This is a genomic window from Afipia massiliensis (assembly GCF_014203115.1).
GTDB lineage: Bacteria > Pseudomonadota > Alphaproteobacteria > Rhizobiales > Xanthobacteraceae > Afipia > Afipia massiliensis.
Genome location: NZ_JACHIJ010000005.1, coordinates 98652 through 114434, shown reverse-complemented (window position 1 = coordinate 114434; position 15783 = coordinate 98652). Strand labels below are relative to the sequence as shown.

The window sequence follows — 15783 nt, the reverse complement described above, 5'->3', positions numbered from 1 at the left end:
TTGTGAATGATCACCGAAACCATCGTGTATAGACAAATAGAGTACGGGTCTCGTCCGTTTCGGGCGTCCGACCTGTCGGACAATCAGGGAGTCAGGCTATGAGCGGCCATCAGGGCCAATACAGCACTGGTCTGGACAAGAATGCCGCCAACTATGTGCCGATGTCGCCGCTTAGCTTCCTTGCTCGCAGCGCCGCCGTCTATCCGGATCACGTTAGCACGGTCTACGAGGATCGCAGCTTCACCTGGGCGCAGACCTATGAGCGCTGCAAGCGCTTCGCGTCGTTTCTTGCTGCGCGCGGCATCCAGCGTGGCGACACCGTCGCGGCCATGCTGCCGAACATTCCGGCGATGAATGAGGTTCACTTCGCCGTGCCCATGGCCGGTGGAGTCCTCAACGCGCTCAATATCCGGCTCGATGCGGCGTCCATCGCATTCCAGCTCGACCATGGCGGCGCAAAGGTCATTCTGGTCGATCCCGAGTTTACCGGCGTGATCTCAGATGCGCTCGGTCTGATGAAGGGTCCAAGGCCGCTGGTGATCGATGTCGACGACACGGCATTTACCGGCGGCAAGCGCATCGGCGAACTCGAGTACGAGGCGGCAGTTGCGTCCGGCGACCCGGACTTCGCCTGGCATCAGCCGCAGGACGAATGGGACGCCATTGCGCTCGGCTACACGTCCGGAACAACGGGCAATCCCAAGGGCGTCGTCACGCATTATCGCGGCGCCTATCTCAACGCCGTCAGCAACATCCTCGCGGGCAATCTCGGTACGCATCCGATCTATCTCTGGACGTTGCCGATGTTTCATTGCAACGGCTGGTGCTTTCCGTGGACCATCGCCGCGTCGGCCGGGATCAACGTCTGCTTGCGCAAGGTCGATCCGGCCAAGATTTTCGAGCTGATCAAGGCCCACGGCGTGACCCACATGTGCGGCGCGCCGATCGTCTACAACACGCTGATCAATGCGCCGGGCGCGCCCAAGGGCAAGTCGGCGAAGCCCGTCGTAGGACTGATTGCGGGCGCGGCGCCGCCGGTAGCCGTGCTTGAGGGCGCCGAGAGCATCGGCATCAAGCTGACCCATGTCTACGGTCTCACAGAGGTCTATGGCCCCGCCTCTGTTTGCGCCGAACAGCCCGGCTGGGATGATTTGCCGGCAGATCAGCGCGCCCAGCTGAAGCGCCGGCAGGGCGTGCCCTATCCGCTTCAGGAAGCCGTCACGGTGCTCGATCCAGAAACGATGCGCGAGGTGCCGCGCGATGGCGAAACCATCGGCGAGGTCATGTTCCGTGGCAACATTGTCATGAAAGGTTATTTGAAGAACGAGGCGGCGACCAAAGAAGCCTTCGAAGGCGGGTGGTTTCACACCGGCGATCTCGGTGTCCTTGATGAGTTCGGCTACGTGATCATCAAGGATCGTTCCAAGGACATCATCATTTCAGGCGGTGAAAATATCTCGTCCGTCGAAGTCGAGGACGTTCTTTACAAGCATCCAGCGGTGCTGTTCGCCGCCGTGGTCGCCAAGCCTGATCCGAAATGGGGCGAGGTGCCCTGCGCGTTCGTTGAGTTGAAGGACGGCGCGAGCGCCACGGAAGCTGAAATTCTGGCTTACTGCAAAGGCGTGTTGCCGGGCTTCAAATCACCGAAATCCGTGATATTCGGCTTCATCCCGAAGACATCGACCGGCAAGATCCAGAAGTTCGCCCTGCGCAATCAGGTGAATTCGGCGAAGGCGATTTTGGCGTAGTGTCTGTGCCGCAATTTGCGAGCTTGGGTGGGTGTAATTCAGGTTTTGCTTCTATCGGTATGGCTTTCGGCGGCCTTGCCTCAGGTAAATTATTTGGCGCCTTTCACTCTCGTGGGGGCGCGTGCAATCGGAGCAGCGCACTCACACTCATCGCTTGGATATCGACCACCGGCACCAGAAGCCTACGTCTGGCCAGCACCAAAGGAGATAGTCAAAATGCAATCTCTAAACTAACATTCCAATCGGACCACTCGGTGGGGGCCGGTCAGTTTACGGAAAGGCTGGACGCGCATTGACCGCCACCGATCCTGCGCCGTCCGAAATGTTCGAGACAATTATCAATCTGAAGCCGAAGGAGGAATGGCGGCCCGGCGTGACCATCGACAGCCTGACCGCCGAGATGGATCGCGCGCTGCAATTCCCCGGCGTCTCTAACGCCTGGACCATGCCGATCAAGGCGTGCATCGACATGCTGTCGACCGGCATCCGAACGCCGGTCGGAGTCAAGGTGATCGGCACCGATCTGGCTGAGATCGACAAGCTGGCCAAGCAGATTGAGCAGGTTTTGAAGACTGTGCCTGGGACATCGTCGGCGTACGCCGAGCGTCGGATAGGCGGATATTATCTCGATATCACACCAGACCGGGCTGCTTTGGCGCGCTACGGCATCATGATTCAGGACGTCCACGACGTGATCGGGACCGCGCTTGACGGCCAGACCGTGACCACAACGGTGGAGGGACGGCAACGCTTTAGCGTTAACATGCGATACTTGCGCGATTTGCGCGACAGTCCGCAGGCTATCGCCAACGATGTTCTGGTGCCGATGCCGGCCGGCGGCGCGGTACCCCTCGGGGAGGTCGCCAAGGTTGCGCCGTCGCGCGGCCCGACATCGATCCGCACCGAGAACGGGCAATTGGCCGTCTATATCTATGTCGATATCCACGACCGCGACCTTGGCGGCTACGTGTCGGATGCCCAGCAGGCGGTGAACGCGAGCATCCAATTCCCGCCGGGATCCTATGTGGTGTGGAGCGGGCAATTCGAATATCTCGAGCGCGCGACCGCTCGCCTGAAGATGGTGGTGCCGGTAACGCTGCTGATCATTTTTCTTCTGCTGTACCTTAACTTCCGCTCGGTCACGGATACGATGATCGTCATGTTGTCGCTGTCATTCGCGCTGGTCGGCGGAATCTGGCTCATGTGATGGCTGGGCTTCAATTTGTCGGTGGCGGTCGTTGTCGGTTTCATCGCGCTGGCGGGCGTCGCCGCCGAAACCGGGGTCGTGATGCTGATCTACCTCAACCAGGCGTTGGCTGAGATCAAAGCGCGGCGTGATGCGGAGGGCCGCGAGATGACCCAACACGATCTCTACACCGCCGTCATGGAAGGCGCGGTGGAACGGGTGCGACCGAAAATGATGACGGTCGTGGCCATCATGGCGGGGCTGCTGCCGATCATGTGGAGCACTGGCACCCGCTCCGAGATCATGCAGCGCATCGCCGTGCCGATGATCGGCGGCATGAGGGGATTCGCTGTTCCCGCTGTAGAATTCCCTGATCTCTAAGATTTATTCCCTGTTAGTTTGGTTAGGGAATTCTCAAAAATCATTGCGGCACAGCGGTTTCAGCTTTAAGAGTCGCCTGCTCGAGCAGGGAAATCGCAGATTTCCCTGTAAAATTCCCTGTTAGCAGGGAATTCAAGCTGAGACGGGTGCGATCACCACTGCGTCACCAGCCAGCCAGTTCAGTCTCTCGGATAGAAACTGGCTCTGCCTAAGAGCGCTTTATTTTTCAGCGGGTTAGCGGGCATCAGAACGGTCTCTGCGACGGATTCGGCCGCGTCGGTCTCCCATTGGAGGCTGTTTGACCCATAAATCTCTGGCGTCGATTTTTGATATCCGAATTTCGATGCCTTGGATCGCTGAGACGGGTTCGTTTTCGGAAGAGACCGGGTTTGAAATAGCGATTTGAGGGCGAAGCCGGCAGTCAAAGTGCTGAGTGAGCAATTTGCAGGGGTGATTGGCCCGCGCAGCAGCTGGAAGTGAACCCAGTTTTTAGTTCGACCTAGCGGTCACGTTCGTGGTCGAATATCGAACTTCACTGAACGTGTTGTGCTCGAGATTGTACATCAACGTTTTGAACTCACCTTTAGCAGGTGGTGTTGTTGGCGCCATGAATGCACGGACGATTTTGCCAGTTCGGTGATAGTGAGACTGGCAGGCGCTGTCCCTTCGATGATTGATTGCACAATGGAGGGCGCGACAAACGCGAGCGGCGCAAGCAGGCGGATGTGACGTTCAACCTTTTTCTCTTTTGTGGCGATGTCTGCGAATGATTTCACACGTCCCAACGTCATGTCGCTGACCCATTGCCGAGCCTTGGCAATCGCATTCAGGAGCGCGTCACGCGTGTCTGGCGTCAATGTAGGACCGGTCGGATCCGGTGCGTGAACGATCCCTTTCACCGCAGAGAATATTTTGGCGGTCCAGGGGATTGAGATCGTATTTGAGCCTGCTGACGGCGAGTCCTTTGTTCTCCGTGTTCCTGGAATGATGTTCGTTGATGTCGGTTCGGTCTCAAGAAGTCTGATCTCAAGCACCTCCCGTCTCACAACTATTTTGTCGATCTGCGCAATGATCGCTTCCTGATCCGGGGAAGCGTCCGGATTGCGGCTGGATAAATTCTGCCGAACCGCTTGGAGGACGAGGTGTTCTATCTCGGTTGCGGGAACGCGGCTGACGGAGCCCGCATCACGTTTGCGTCCCTGGATTAACGCGTGCGAGACATAATACCGGTATCGCACGCCGCGTTTGTTTGAATGGCTCGGCGTCATGCGATTGCCGATGTCATCAAAGATACGCCCCATCAGGAGCGCGGGTGAACCTTTGAGGCGCATTGCGCGATCGACCGTGTTCTTCGTCAGCTTTTCCTGAACTTTGTCGAAAAGCTTGCGATCCAGAATGGCTTCGTGCTCTCCGGCGTGGATCTCGCCGCGGTAGTCGATCTCGCCGATGTAGAATCGATTACGCAGCAAATGGGCGAGGGCGCCGACGCCGAATGGACCTCCACCCCGGCTTTCTCCATTCGAAAGGGATCTGATTTTTGTCCGGATTCCCTTGTGTCCGAGGACTTCAGCAAGAGACGCGATTGAATCGGCTTCAAGATACAATGCAAAAATCAGGCGTACGATTTTCGCCTCCGCCGGAACGACAACAAGCTTCTTGTCCTCGGTGGCATAGCCGAGCGGGACAGGCCCCCCGACCCACAGGCCCTTTCGTTTGGATGCCGCGATCTTGTCTCGAACCCGTTCGCCAATGACCTCTCGTTCGAACTGGGCAAACGATAGCAGCACATTAAGGGTCAGGCGGCCCATGCTGCTTGTGGTGTTGAACGACTGGGTGATCGAGACAAAGGACACACCGTGCTGATCGAACAGTTCGACCAGCTTGGCGAAGTCGGCAAGCGAGCGCGTCAATCGATCGACCTTATAGACCAGGATGATGTCGATCTTGCCGTCCCGCACGTCGTCGAGCAATCGTTGCAGCGACGGCCGGTTGAGGGATGCGCCCGAGAGCCCGCCATCGTCAAAATGATCGGGAACGAGCCGCCAGCCCTCATGAGCCTGGCTCTTGATATAGGCCTCGCAGGCTTCCCGCTGCGCATCGAGTGAGTTGAACTCAAGGTCGAGGTTATGTTCGGTGGATTTGCGGGTGTAGATCGCACAGCGCTGCCGTTTTTGCGATTGAGGCGTCATAGTGCGCTCCTTTTGCCGCGACGAGGGCGGCTAAGCGCGACCGTTTCTGTGTTGTCTGATTTGTCGATGCTCAACCTCAGACCAAAGAATTTTGGGCCATTCCAATTGGTGCCGGTAATCAGACGCGCGATGCTCGAGAGACTGGCATAGGTTTCGTCCCTCCAGACGAATCCGTCCGGTGACACGACCACTGAATGCCGCTCGCCTTGGTATTCTCGAACCAGAACGGTGCCAGGTTTCAAGCGTCGTTGCGCTGTTTCGACCGCGGATTTACCCCGTCCGATGTCGTTCAAAACTCGCTGCGACGCCCGGCTTAAGCCGCCGAGCGCCTTCTCTTGCACATGGTAGCAGATCATCCGTCCCAACATGTCCTTGGCGAATGCAGACGGCGGCGGCGATTTGAATGTCTGCCGCCACAGCACCCGAAGCTGATCGACCGGCAGAGATCGGATCTGTTCGATCTCTGCCTCAAGTTCCGCTTCACCCTTCCTGGATATGTCGCTCATATCTTCTGGGATGGCCTGCCGTCGGCGATCCGGTACGATCGTTCGCTGCCGGATTTGTCTGACACCAGATTCAGACCCAGTCGTTTGCGGACGACCCCGGCGAAGAAGCCACGTACCGAGTGTTGCTGCCAGTCGGTCGCCTTCATGATGGCGGCAATGGTGGTGCCTTTTGGCTGGCGCAGCATAGTGAGCACAGTGGCTTGCTTTGAAGAGTCGCGTGCGGGCTTGGCCACTGCGGGGTGGAGAGAAGGTCCTTTGGCTGACTTCGACTGAGAGGCAGTTTCGACGGAGCGTGCGGTGGACTGTTCAGCGACGCCTCGAACACGGGAGCGCGCTGCTTTGGCTAAACGAGTTGTTTTTACCACTTTCGATGGTTGTCGTGCCTTGGCGGTGGGCTTGCGCGCTGCACTTGCTTCGCCGGCAGCGACTTTGGTGCGGATGTTCATGGGATCTCCTGTGGGGCAACGGCAACATCGGGTGTTGCCACTGACCCGACCCGCCGGTCGCAATGCGAGGGCGGGGGAGGTCTCCCAGTTAGGGAAGGATGCTAATTATGCGGTCTCAGCAAACAGGTTGCGCTTGATCGTCAGCGCTGCCTTGAACAGATCCCGTGCCTCATGCACCAAGCCTTCGAAATCCATCAGGATTTGCACCGCGCGATCCACGCTGCCATCGCGAGCGCAGCTCTCGGCAGCTTTCGCGATACTTAACGCTTCTTCCAGCTTGCCGCGGACTTCCGTTACGAGTGTGGCAACCACGTTATTTGCGGCGGCATCGGTCATCAGGGTTCTCCTTGTTGCGTGCCACCACACACGCTCCGTTCGCCGCCGAAGTCGAGCGGATTGTGAGCAATCTTGTGGCTTTATTGGCAGGACGCGGAGCATCTTGTGATGCTGAGGGATCTGCAATGTCAGGAGAATACGGCGCACGCAGGCTTCGACATGATTGCGACCCTGCGAGTTGTGCCAGGGCGTCATGCCCGGTTGACTTTGATCAATTATAGTATAAAAACTATATTCAAATGAGTGACGGCGATACTCCGGTCGAATGGGTTGGATCCTCCAAGGAGGACCTGTCTGCCTTCCCAAGGAAGGTAAAGGAGGCCATGGGTTTTGCGTTGCGTACTGCCCAGAAGGGCGGCAAGCACATCGATGCAAAGCCGCTGAAGGGTTTCGGCGGAGCAGGTGTTCTGGAAATCGTTGAAGACTTCGATGGCAACACCTACCGAGGTGTCTATACCGTTAAGATGAAAGGCGTGATCTACGTTCTTCACGCGTTTCAGAAGAAGTCGAAGAGCGGCATCAAGACGCCAGAATTCGAGATCAAGAAAATCCAGCAGCGTCTAAAAATGGCGGAGCAGGCTTATGCTAGTAGAAAAAAAGAAGACGACGAAAAGAAGAGCAAAGGTCGTAAAAAGCATCGGTAACGTATTTGCTGATATTGGGCTGCCGAACGCTGAGGCTCATTCGGTCAAGGCGGATCTTGTGATCGCTATCGGGGATATTATTCGAGCCAAGGGCCTGACACAGGCCCAGGCGGCCACTCGTCTTGGTCTGGCACAGCCTGATGTCTCAAAGCTCCTGAGAGGGCAGTTCAGCGGATATACCTATGACCGGCTGTTTTCCTATTTGAACGCTTTAGGTGAGAAAGTTCGCATTAAGGTGTCGGAAGCCAAAACCAAGAAAGAAGCGCGCTTGGAACTAGAGGTGGCCTGAGGACATCTGTTTGTCAGTGAACTATCGATAAATCTGCGCTTAGACTCTATATAAGGAAGCAACGCGGGAACCTTCCTCGTCGTTCTGATTTGAATCGGAACCAACGGAAGCGGCCTGAGCGGCCGCCTATCTTTAAGCAGATTGAAGGCTGGATATCTGGCTTGGCCGGGTGCCCGGTGTGATAGGGCGGTTTTTGCTGGAAGCCGTTGGATCAGGCTTTCACTCCGCTGGTTCTGCTCCCCAACAGCCCATCCTGTTCCACTGTACCCGACTTAGCAAACGCTCGGGGAGCAGGGCCTATCTGTTACGGACCTAATATTTTTCCCCTAGTGCAGCTCATCATCTTGGGCAGCACAGGCGAATAACTACCAGAACGTGCATTTGTGCTGTATGCGCGTCGTTTGCCGGTGCTCCCCGTTATCCGGAGCCCCATTATGCTTCAAAAATTGAATACGAAGATCGTCCCTTTTTCCCGCATTCAAGTCTCCCCTTCGCGGTTGCGTCGCAAGAACGTCGCGGCGCTGCGTGGGGCGATGCAAGTGATCCGCAAATATGGTCAGCCGCGCCCGCTGATCATCGGTCCAGACTATCAGCTTCTTTCCGACACGGTTTCGTATCTTGCGCTGAAGGCCGCGCGTTACGATTTCGTGAAGGTATTTCAGGTCACGGAAACGTCTCGTGCAGTTGTTCGTGCTGTCGGCCGCCTGCTTGTTTGCGCTGAGGTCATCAATCGCCAAGCGGAAGGCTTCAATGCGGCGCTGGCATCTTTGTTGGCATCCCTCGACCGGAGCGCGGAGCTGGATGTTGAGGAACTTGTGCGCGAACTGTTGCCGGTCATGATTACCGGTATCGGTGAGCTGCCGGACCGCGGTTCGTCTTCTGTGGCTTCGGACGCAGATGACCACACCCCGCTTAAAATTTAAGGGGTGCGGTATGAGCAACAAGAACTCACTTGAGATTGTTTATCTCAACGCGACGGCTATCAAGCCGTCGCCCCACGCTGCGCGTCAGCATAGCGCCGCGCAGCGTCGTAAGCTGAAAGCCATCCTGCGGCAGTTTGGCCAAGTTGTGCCGCTTCCGCTGGACGCGGCGACAGGCACGCTGATCGATGGTCATGCCGTGTTCGACGCGCTTGTCGACCTTGGCCATGACGAAATCGCCGTGGTGCAGCTGGAGAACCGTTCCGAGGCGGAAGTGCGCGCCCTCCGTTTGGCCCTCAACCGGGTCGCCCAGGAAGCTGTCTGGGACGACGCAAAGCTGCGCGGCGAGTTCGAATACCTAATCAGCGTGGGCTTCGATCTCGACCTGAGCGGGTTCGAAACGGTGGAGATCGACATGGCTTTGTCGATCGATACGCCGACCGCCAACACCATTGAGGAAGAAGCGCTCGATGAACTTGCGCCGGCGGCTGGACCGTCGGCTGCAAAGCCTGGCGATGTTTTCCGCCTCGGTGAGCACCTGATCGGTTGTGGCGATGCTCGCGACGCAGCTTTTATCCGTGACCTTGTAGGCACCAAAACAGCCGCCTGTGTGTTCACCGACCCGCCTTACAACGTGAAGATCGACGGCTTTGTATCGGGCCTCGGCAAGACGCGTCATCGCGAGTTCGCCATGGGCGTCGGCGAGATGTCGCGCGAGCAATTCGTCGCCTTCCTGAGCGCGACCGTGGCTGCATTCAAATCGGTCGTTGTCGATGGCGCTATCGCATTTATCGCTATGGACTGGCGCCATGGCGGTGAGCTTTGCGAAGCCGCCGCCCAGAACGGTCTGGAGCAGAAAAACCTCTGCGTCTGGGTCAAAAGCAACGCCGGCATGGGGTCGTTCTACCGCAGCCAGCACGAGCTGATCTACGTGTTCAAGCATGGGGAGGGGCCGCATCAGAACAACTTTGGTCTTGGTGCGGGCGGCCGCACCCGCTCGAACGTCTGGCAGTACCGTGGCGTCAACGCCTTCGGTAAGGATCGCATGAACCTTTTGGCTGTTCATCCGACTGTCAAGCCGGTCGCGATGATCGCCGACGCCCTGCGCGACGTGACCCGTCGTGGCGACGTCGTTCTCGATGTCTTTCTGGGATCGGGGTCGACCTTGATCGCGGCGGAAGAAACCGGTCGCGTCTGCGTCGGCGTTGAGCTCGATCCAGGCTATGTCGATGCCGCAATCCGCCGCTGGCAAAAGCGTACCGGTAAGGACGCTGTTCACGCCGCTAGTGGCGAGACGTTTGATGCGATCTATGAGCGCATTGTCTCGGCGGCTACCGCGGATCCGGCATCGACAGATGGTGCGGTTGTAGAGGCGTCGGCTGAGCAGCCTGCCATCGGCAGCGTGGTCGGTGCGAATCTGTACGCCGCCGCTACGGGCACCGACACGACGGAGGCGGGCGATGTCTGAGCAGGAGGAAGAGAAGGTCGGCTACCGCAAGCCGCCGGCCAAAACCCGCTTCAAGCCGGGGCAATCTGGTAATCTGAACGGGCGCCCTAAGGGCAGCGTCAATCTGAAGACGGATCTGCGCAGCGAGCTTTCTGAAAAGATCCGGATTCGGGAAGGCGAGCGCAGCCTCAAGGTCTCCAAGCAGCGCGCCATGCTGAAGGCGCTTGTCGCCAAAGCACTGAAGGGTGACGCCCGCGCTGCCAACGTTGTCTTGACGCTGGTCGGCAAGCTATTCGAGCCTGAAGCTGTGGCAGAGCGGGTGCCGGCGTTGACAGCCGATGACCAAGCGATCCTCGAGCGCTTTCTCGCGCGGCGTCTGGCCGAATAGGAGATGTGGATCATTTCGGCCGGTGCCGATCCGCACCGGCCACTCACTTCTTAGAGTAAATAACCATGCCTTCCGATCTTCAAATCTACCGCGCGGTCATGAAGACCGACCTTCAGGCGTTTCTCGAGGGCGCATTTCCTGTTGTGGACAATCGGTGGGGCCTCGAAGTCGCGCCCTATCTGGAATACCTGATCAGCGAACTGACCGGCGTAGTCGAGGGCCGGGAAACGCGTCTCATCATCAACCTGCCGCCGCGCCACCTGAAGTCCGTTCTGACGTCAATCGTGTTCGTCGCCTGGCTTCTAGGTCGCGATCCGAAACAGCGCATCGCCGTGATCTCGCACAGTCAGGCCTTGGCTTCAGATCTGGCGTCGAAAACGCTGCAGTTGATCAGCTCGGAATTTTACCAGCGTGCTTTTCCAGGCGTACGACTGCGCGACAATGGTCGCAAAGCCATGGACTTCGTCACGACGGACGGCGGTGGCCGCTATGCCGCTTCGTTTGAGACCGGCATCACCGGCCGCGGCTTCGACGTCATCATCATCGATGATCCCATCTCGGCCCACCACGTCAAATCGGAAAAAGAGCGGACAAACGTCAACGAGAACTTCGACAACATGATCGCGTCACGTCTCGACGATCAGATCAATGGGGTCATGATCGTGGTTGGTCAACGCATGCATGAGGACGACCTGTCCGGTAATCTGCTGCAGAATGGCGGCTGGAAGCACGTCTGTCTGCCCCTGGTGGCTGAGGAAGCGGCGTCCTATGCCCTCGGTAATTCAACCTGGCACCGAAAGGCCAGTGAACCGCTGCTGGTCAATCGGTGGCCGGAAGCAATCATCAATCGGAAGCGGGAAGAGGTTGGTGAATCGATCTTCGCCGCTCAGTATCAGCAGAACCCGTCAGCGGCCGTGGGAGAATTGATCCGACCAGGCCAGATCAAGCATTTTGATGACTTGCCGCCGGACGCACGGCAGATCACCCTCAGTTGGGATACGGCGGTCAAGACAGGTTCTGGCAATAGCTATACTGTCTGCCTGGTGATCGCTCGCGACACCCGGCGCCACTACGTCATCGACGTATTGCGCGCACGTCTTGAACCGGTTGAGATGCGTGACGCTGCTCTCGGCCTGATCACAGCCTATAAACCGTCAAAAATCCTGATCGAAGACGCTAGTTCTGGGACCGGCCTTGCGAGCATGCTGTCCGAACGCGGCCATCAGGTTGAACTGCGGCCGACCGGCGGGCGTGGTAAAGAGGAGCGGCTTGAAAGTCAGCTCCATATGTTCGCTCAACATCGGGTCCTGATCAAAAAGAATCAGCCCTGGACTGTCGAGTTCGAAAGCGAACTGATGCGGTTCCCGTTTGCCAAGCACAACGATCAGGTCGATGCGTTGACGCAGTATCTGGCCTGGATCGCTGAAAGTCCCATGGTCAATCCCGTGGTGATGGGTGCCGGCGGCAGGGAAGCGCGCATCGAGCGCGTGTTTTCCCGGCGACCTTGGCCTGTTGCAAAAGGAGATAATCCGTTACGCCCGCGCGGTAAACCCATGCGCCGATGGTAGCAAGTGCTGGAGCGGCTTTGCTAGAAATAGGCCCCATTGATCACGTGGGCCGGGCGACCATGTGGATGATGGGCCAAGACAATCATCCAAGATAGTCGCTCAGGTTGTGAGCCCTCCTAATCGTGGTCAGAACGGCAACATCGGTGCTTCAAGATAGACTTGGGATTTTTGGGCGTCAGCCCAGGACATGTTGAAAAATACCGGCTTCCGTCCGCGGTTCGTGAAGATGTCGGCGACGCAAACGCGGTGGCGAACTTTTTCGTTTTCGTCGAGCAAGTCTTTCCCGACAACTCCGATGTCCCCGATTTTAAGCAGTTTCAGTCCCAGAGTGGCTTGGGGAGAATCCTTGAAGGCATCCTGCAACATGTCGCGGGTGGTGTTGCTGTTGCATTCGGGAATGCTGCTGGGGCCACCATATCCTCCTGTCGCCAGTCGCAGCGTCACGATGACGACTCCGAACAGGGCCGCGAAGGCGATACCGGTCATAAGGTTTGATTTTGAAAATGACTTTGTCATTGGGGGCTTCCTTGGTGTGGCTTGAGGTCATCAGGTGATGGGCATGCAGCATCGTTCGCCGTCGCCGTTGAAGGGCGTGCGTCGAGACGTTGTCGGGCCAGCGGCTATTTCTTCAGGGCGATGTACGCCGAGGGCAGAGGTGCGGCATTGAGGAACGCTGTCAGCCGTTGCGTCTGTTCCTGCTGGTCAAGGAACGTGATCTCGAAGGTGGTGACGAAATCGCTGTCAAACATCGGGTCGTAGCGATCGATCACAGCGGCATGTCGCGCATCCAGCCGGTCGAGCGAAAATGTGGTCGGTGTCGTCGACAGGGGCTGTTCGGAGGGAGAGCCAGTCTTGTCAGCGATGGTCGGATTTGGCGTTGTGAATTTCGAAGTCAGGCTGATCGTCCTGACCGTGATGATACGAATGGCCGCATCCGTACCATTGCACAGATAAACCGGCATGTTCTTCAGGCTGCGGAAGTCCGGAAAATACAGGGTAAGGTCTGGCGGCGCTTTCTCCGGCGCAAGGCTGACATAGCCGCGCTCGCGCGATGGCTCCGGCGCGAAGGCCACCGGAATACTCGAAATCCGCGGACAAAACTCTGCACCGCTGCCGATAGCTTCTGTACGCGCGATCAGCAGCGTGGCGCCGGACTGTTTGCAGTCCTCCATGGCTTGCCGCAATTGCGGGCGCGAGAAGCCGTCAGTCTCGGGCTCGACGTATTCGGTCTGGACAGCCGCCCTATGGCCTTCGATCCAAGTTTTGACGGCTTCACGTTGTTCTTGCAGTGCAATATCAGAGTGCGCGGGCTCGTTCGGTCGGACGCGGTAATAGGCAATAACCTTCATGCAGAATCCCTGATTAACGGCACGGACTGCCCGTGCCCCCTAGATTCAAATGAGGCCCCGAGAAATTGCGGGGTTTTGCAAAGAAAGGCCGAGTGTCTCCCGAAAGCCGCATTTCGGGGCGCGGGCACTGCGACATCAGAAGAATTCACGCGCCGACCGGGTGTTTCCGATCGCTTTGATTTTAAGAGCTGGCTGGTGCTCCCGAAGGCGTTTGGCGTCCCGTTCCCAGCGCCCATCGCGCTGATCGCCATCGAAACCGAACACAATCAGCCGGGGATCAGGGTCAATCTCGGCCTGGACCTCACCTGCGGCGATGGCGGCGATGAGAGGATCAGGCGCTTGCAGCGGTTCAGTCACCGGGACGGCTGCGCGTACTGCAGTTCGCATGGTGTGGAGGCGGACCAGCGCTTGGCAAACAGCGACGTAGCGCTGTCGCAGTGTTGCATCATGCTGCCTGAGCGTTGCCTGGTAGCGCACGATCTGAGCCAGAACGGCAGGCTCGCCTTTGGCTCTCAAGGCAGGATTGCTGAAATGCTTAGCTTCATGAAAAACGATGAAAGGCTTGCCGCCGCGGTTCTCGACGGTGACGACATCCAGCCGGTCCTGAGACCGGTCAACCGACGTGGCGCCTGCCGAATGGACATCAGCATCTGGCAGGCTTTCATCAACGGAAGAGCTTGCCCGCAGCAGCGATAGTTCGACGTCGATGACTTTTGAGCTTCCAACGATCAGCGGATGCAATCCGCTCTTTTCCGCTCCGGCGAGATCGGTGGCCGAGCGGATCATGTCGGACAGCGTGGAGGGACCGCTATACTGCGTCCAACCGATATCAGACGGCTCGAAGTGTCCGTTGTCCTGAAGTTGAGCCAGCACCTGTTGCTGGCGGATCAGGTATTTGGTGTGGGTCCAGGGAATAACTCGGCCGGCTCCTGCATCGTCGATCCGGAAGATCGAAGCGCCCCGGTGATAGACGTTGAGCGAATTCGCTCGCACCGCGATGAATACATCGTCGCGTAAAAGCACATCGCGCCACCAAGATGGCTTTCGCGCGAGATTGTCGAGCGCATCGAGGAAAGCCTCACTCACGCCATGGCTTGAGAGCGCCTGCTGGATGATCATGTCGCGCCATCCCACCACTCGCCATCATTCTTGAGACTGACGGCCTGGAAATGTGCCGGAAACTGCCCCGGCTCATAGGTATGGATCGGCACCAGCATCTTCGGTTGGATCGCCTCCGCGAGGCGCTTCAGGTCAGGAATGCTGGCGTGGCCGGAGGTATGGGCGTGGTCGAGCGGGATACCGCGTGCGTGAAGCTCGGCGAGGAGGGCGACACCGCGTTCCTGTTTGAGATAGCCATCCATTGCGACCAGATGGCGCGTGCGCCGGACAGGCAGCCGGCATGATCAAGATCGCGCAGCATTGCTGGTCGGAAGAGCATTGCGGCCCGGGGCGCTAGATCCTCAAGTCGTTCCACGAAAACACGGTTGGTCTTGTGAGGATCGAGTAGGTCGAAGCGGCCGCTGCGCTTGATCTGGATTCGCTGATACTGCGGCACGTAGACCGCCACATTCGGCCAGTCGGACTGTGGGATATTGCTGTTCCCCGTCGCGCGAAGAATCTCGGCGGCATAAAGATCAATGATCAGCGTTCTGCCGGTACGCTTGCAGGCCCGATACAGGCTGACCATGCGATCAATGCTTTGTGCCGACGCTGCGACCAGCGCTAGGCCATCCGTCGCCTGGAGCAGATCAACCAGACGCTGCTCTACTTCTATCTCGGTCGGGAAGACGTGATCGGGGCTCAGGCGTCCGAAGCTCGAGCCTTCCATCAGCATCACGTCGATGGATCGTGGAGGGTGCGCCACGAGACGTTCGAACAGCGCGGCCTTACGACCATGCGCCCGGATATCGCCAGAATAGAACAGGCGTCTGCCACCGGCTTCCACCTCCAGGGCATAAGCATCATAGGCGGAATGATCGACCAGATGCGGCGTGACCCGAAACGGACCAAACTGCATCATCGCGCCAGATGAGAACTCGATTGGCCGCGCAGGCACATATGGTCTGGGCACAAACGGGGCGGCGGCCTTTAGAATGCGGTGAGTTGCAGCGCCTAGCGCAACGGGCAGATCAGGTCCGGCGAGATGGGCCAGCCCCCAATGGTCGACGTGACCATGGGACAGGATCAGAGCCAGCAAGTCCCCGCCGCCTGCTAGGCCGTCCACCGAGGGATGTATGCTGACCTCGTCCGCATCACCGTCCAGAGGCAACCCCAGATCCAGCAGGATCCGACCACCGTCGGCTTCCAGCTCGACACAGGTCCCGCCGATCTCTTTCGTCCCACGATGAATGCGGATGCGCACAACTGCCCCAAATCTGTAATAGGG

Annotated in this window: 14 protein-coding genes and 2 pseudogenes; 8 read left to right on the top strand and 8 right to left on the bottom strand. The window is 58.2% G+C overall.

Annotated elements, in window-relative coordinates; all coding sequences use genetic code 11:
- Positions 1-98: 98 nt before the first annotated feature.
- Positions 99-1748 carry an acyl-CoA synthetase gene (locus HNQ36_RS17450; RefSeq protein WP_024577332.1) on the top strand — a complete coding sequence of 550 codons (1650 nt, stop codon included), beginning with the start codon at positions 99-101 and terminating at the stop codon, positions 1746-1748.
- Between the two features lie 265 nt (positions 1749-2013).
- Positions 2014-3273 (top strand): annotated as a pseudogene (locus HNQ36_RS17445) (efflux RND transporter permease subunit); the annotation flags it as partial.
- A gap of 605 nt (positions 3274-3878) precedes the next feature.
- Here the strand turns inward: HNQ36_RS17445 and HNQ36_RS17440 are convergent.
- From HNQ36_RS17440 to HNQ36_RS17425, 4 genes are all read right to left on the bottom strand, one after another.
- On the bottom strand, positions 3879-5504 hold the full coding sequence (locus HNQ36_RS17440) for a recombinase family protein (protein ID WP_184087187.1): 1626 nt from the start codon (positions 5502-5504) through the stop codon (positions 3879-3881).
- Complete coding sequence (locus HNQ36_RS17435) at positions 5501-6010, bottom strand: DUF2924 domain-containing protein (protein WP_184087185.1); 510 nt, start codon at positions 6008-6010, stop codon at positions 5501-5503. Before HNQ36_RS17435 ends, HNQ36_RS17440 begins: the two co-directional genes overlap by 4 nt.
- Positions 6007-6456 carry a DUF3489 domain-containing protein gene (locus HNQ36_RS17430; RefSeq protein ID WP_081758784.1) on the bottom strand — a complete coding sequence of 150 codons (450 nt, stop codon included), beginning with the start codon at positions 6454-6456 and terminating at the stop codon, positions 6007-6009. Before HNQ36_RS17430 ends, HNQ36_RS17435 begins: the two co-directional genes overlap by 4 nt.
- 105 nt (positions 6457-6561) lie before the next feature.
- A complete protein-coding gene (locus tag HNQ36_RS17425) occupies positions 6562-6792 on the bottom strand; it encodes a hypothetical protein (protein ID WP_024921766.1) in 231 nt (76 codons plus the stop codon).
- Positions 6793-7031: 239 nt separating this feature from the next.
- Between HNQ36_RS17425 and HNQ36_RS17420 the strand changes: the two genes are divergently transcribed.
- The 6 genes from HNQ36_RS17420 to terL all read left to right on the top strand — a co-directional run bounded on the left by HNQ36_RS17420 (position 7032) and on the right by terL (position 12048).
- Positions 7032-7436: a type II toxin-antitoxin system RelE/ParE family toxin gene (locus HNQ36_RS17420; protein WP_024921767.1), complete on the top strand. Its 405-nt coding sequence runs from the start codon at positions 7032-7034 to the stop codon at positions 7434-7436.
- Positions 7375-7725: a helix-turn-helix domain-containing protein gene (locus HNQ36_RS17415; protein WP_024921768.1), complete on the top strand. Its 351-nt coding sequence runs from the start codon at positions 7375-7377 to the stop codon at positions 7723-7725. The genes HNQ36_RS17420 and HNQ36_RS17415 overlap by 62 nt, the downstream gene beginning before the upstream one ends.
- 434 nt (positions 7726-8159) lie before the next feature.
- Positions 8160-8648 carry a hypothetical protein gene (locus HNQ36_RS17410; protein WP_024927783.1) on the top strand — a complete coding sequence of 163 codons (489 nt, stop codon included), beginning with the start codon at positions 8160-8162 and terminating at the stop codon, positions 8646-8648.
- Between the two features lie 10 nt (positions 8649-8658).
- The gene (locus HNQ36_RS17405; protein WP_024921770.1) at positions 8659-10113 is read left to right on the top strand and encodes a DNA modification methylase; all 1455 of its coding nucleotides are present in this window, start codon (positions 8659-8661) and stop codon (positions 10111-10113) included.
- Positions 10106-10480, top strand: coding sequence for a DUF5681 domain-containing protein (locus HNQ36_RS17400; protein WP_024921771.1), 375 nt, complete (start codon positions 10106-10108; stop codon positions 10478-10480). Before HNQ36_RS17405 ends, HNQ36_RS17400 begins: the two co-directional genes overlap by 8 nt.
- Before the next feature lie 65 nt (positions 10481-10545).
- Positions 10546-12048: a phage terminase large subunit gene (gene terL / locus HNQ36_RS17395; RefSeq protein WP_024921772.1), complete on the top strand. Its 1503-nt coding sequence runs from the start codon at positions 10546-10548 to the stop codon at positions 12046-12048.
- A gap of 126 nt (positions 12049-12174) precedes the next feature.
- Here terL and HNQ36_RS17390 read toward each other — a convergent pair whose 3' ends face one another.
- The 4 genes and pseudogenes from HNQ36_RS17390 to HNQ36_RS17375 form a co-directional block, all read right to left on the bottom strand.
- Positions 12175-12564 (bottom strand): hypothetical protein, encoded by a 390-nt coding sequence (locus HNQ36_RS17390; RefSeq protein WP_184087183.1) that lies wholly within the window; start codon positions 12562-12564, stop codon positions 12175-12177.
- A 104-nt stretch (positions 12565-12668) separates the two neighbouring features.
- Complete coding sequence (locus tag HNQ36_RS17385; RefSeq protein ID WP_024922099.1) at positions 12669-13397, bottom strand: recombinase family protein; 729 nt, start codon at positions 13395-13397, stop codon at positions 12669-12671.
- 135 nt (positions 13398-13532) lie between these two features.
- Positions 13533-14516 (bottom strand): hypothetical protein, encoded by a 984-nt coding sequence (locus HNQ36_RS17380; RefSeq protein ID WP_024922098.1) that lies wholly within the window; start codon positions 14514-14516, stop codon positions 13533-13535.
- A pseudogene (locus HNQ36_RS17375) lies at positions 14513-15759 on the bottom strand (MBL fold metallo-hydrolase). The gene HNQ36_RS17380 and the pseudogene HNQ36_RS17375 overlap by 4 nt, the downstream one beginning before the upstream one ends.
- Between the last annotated feature and the right edge of the window lie 24 nt (positions 15760-15783).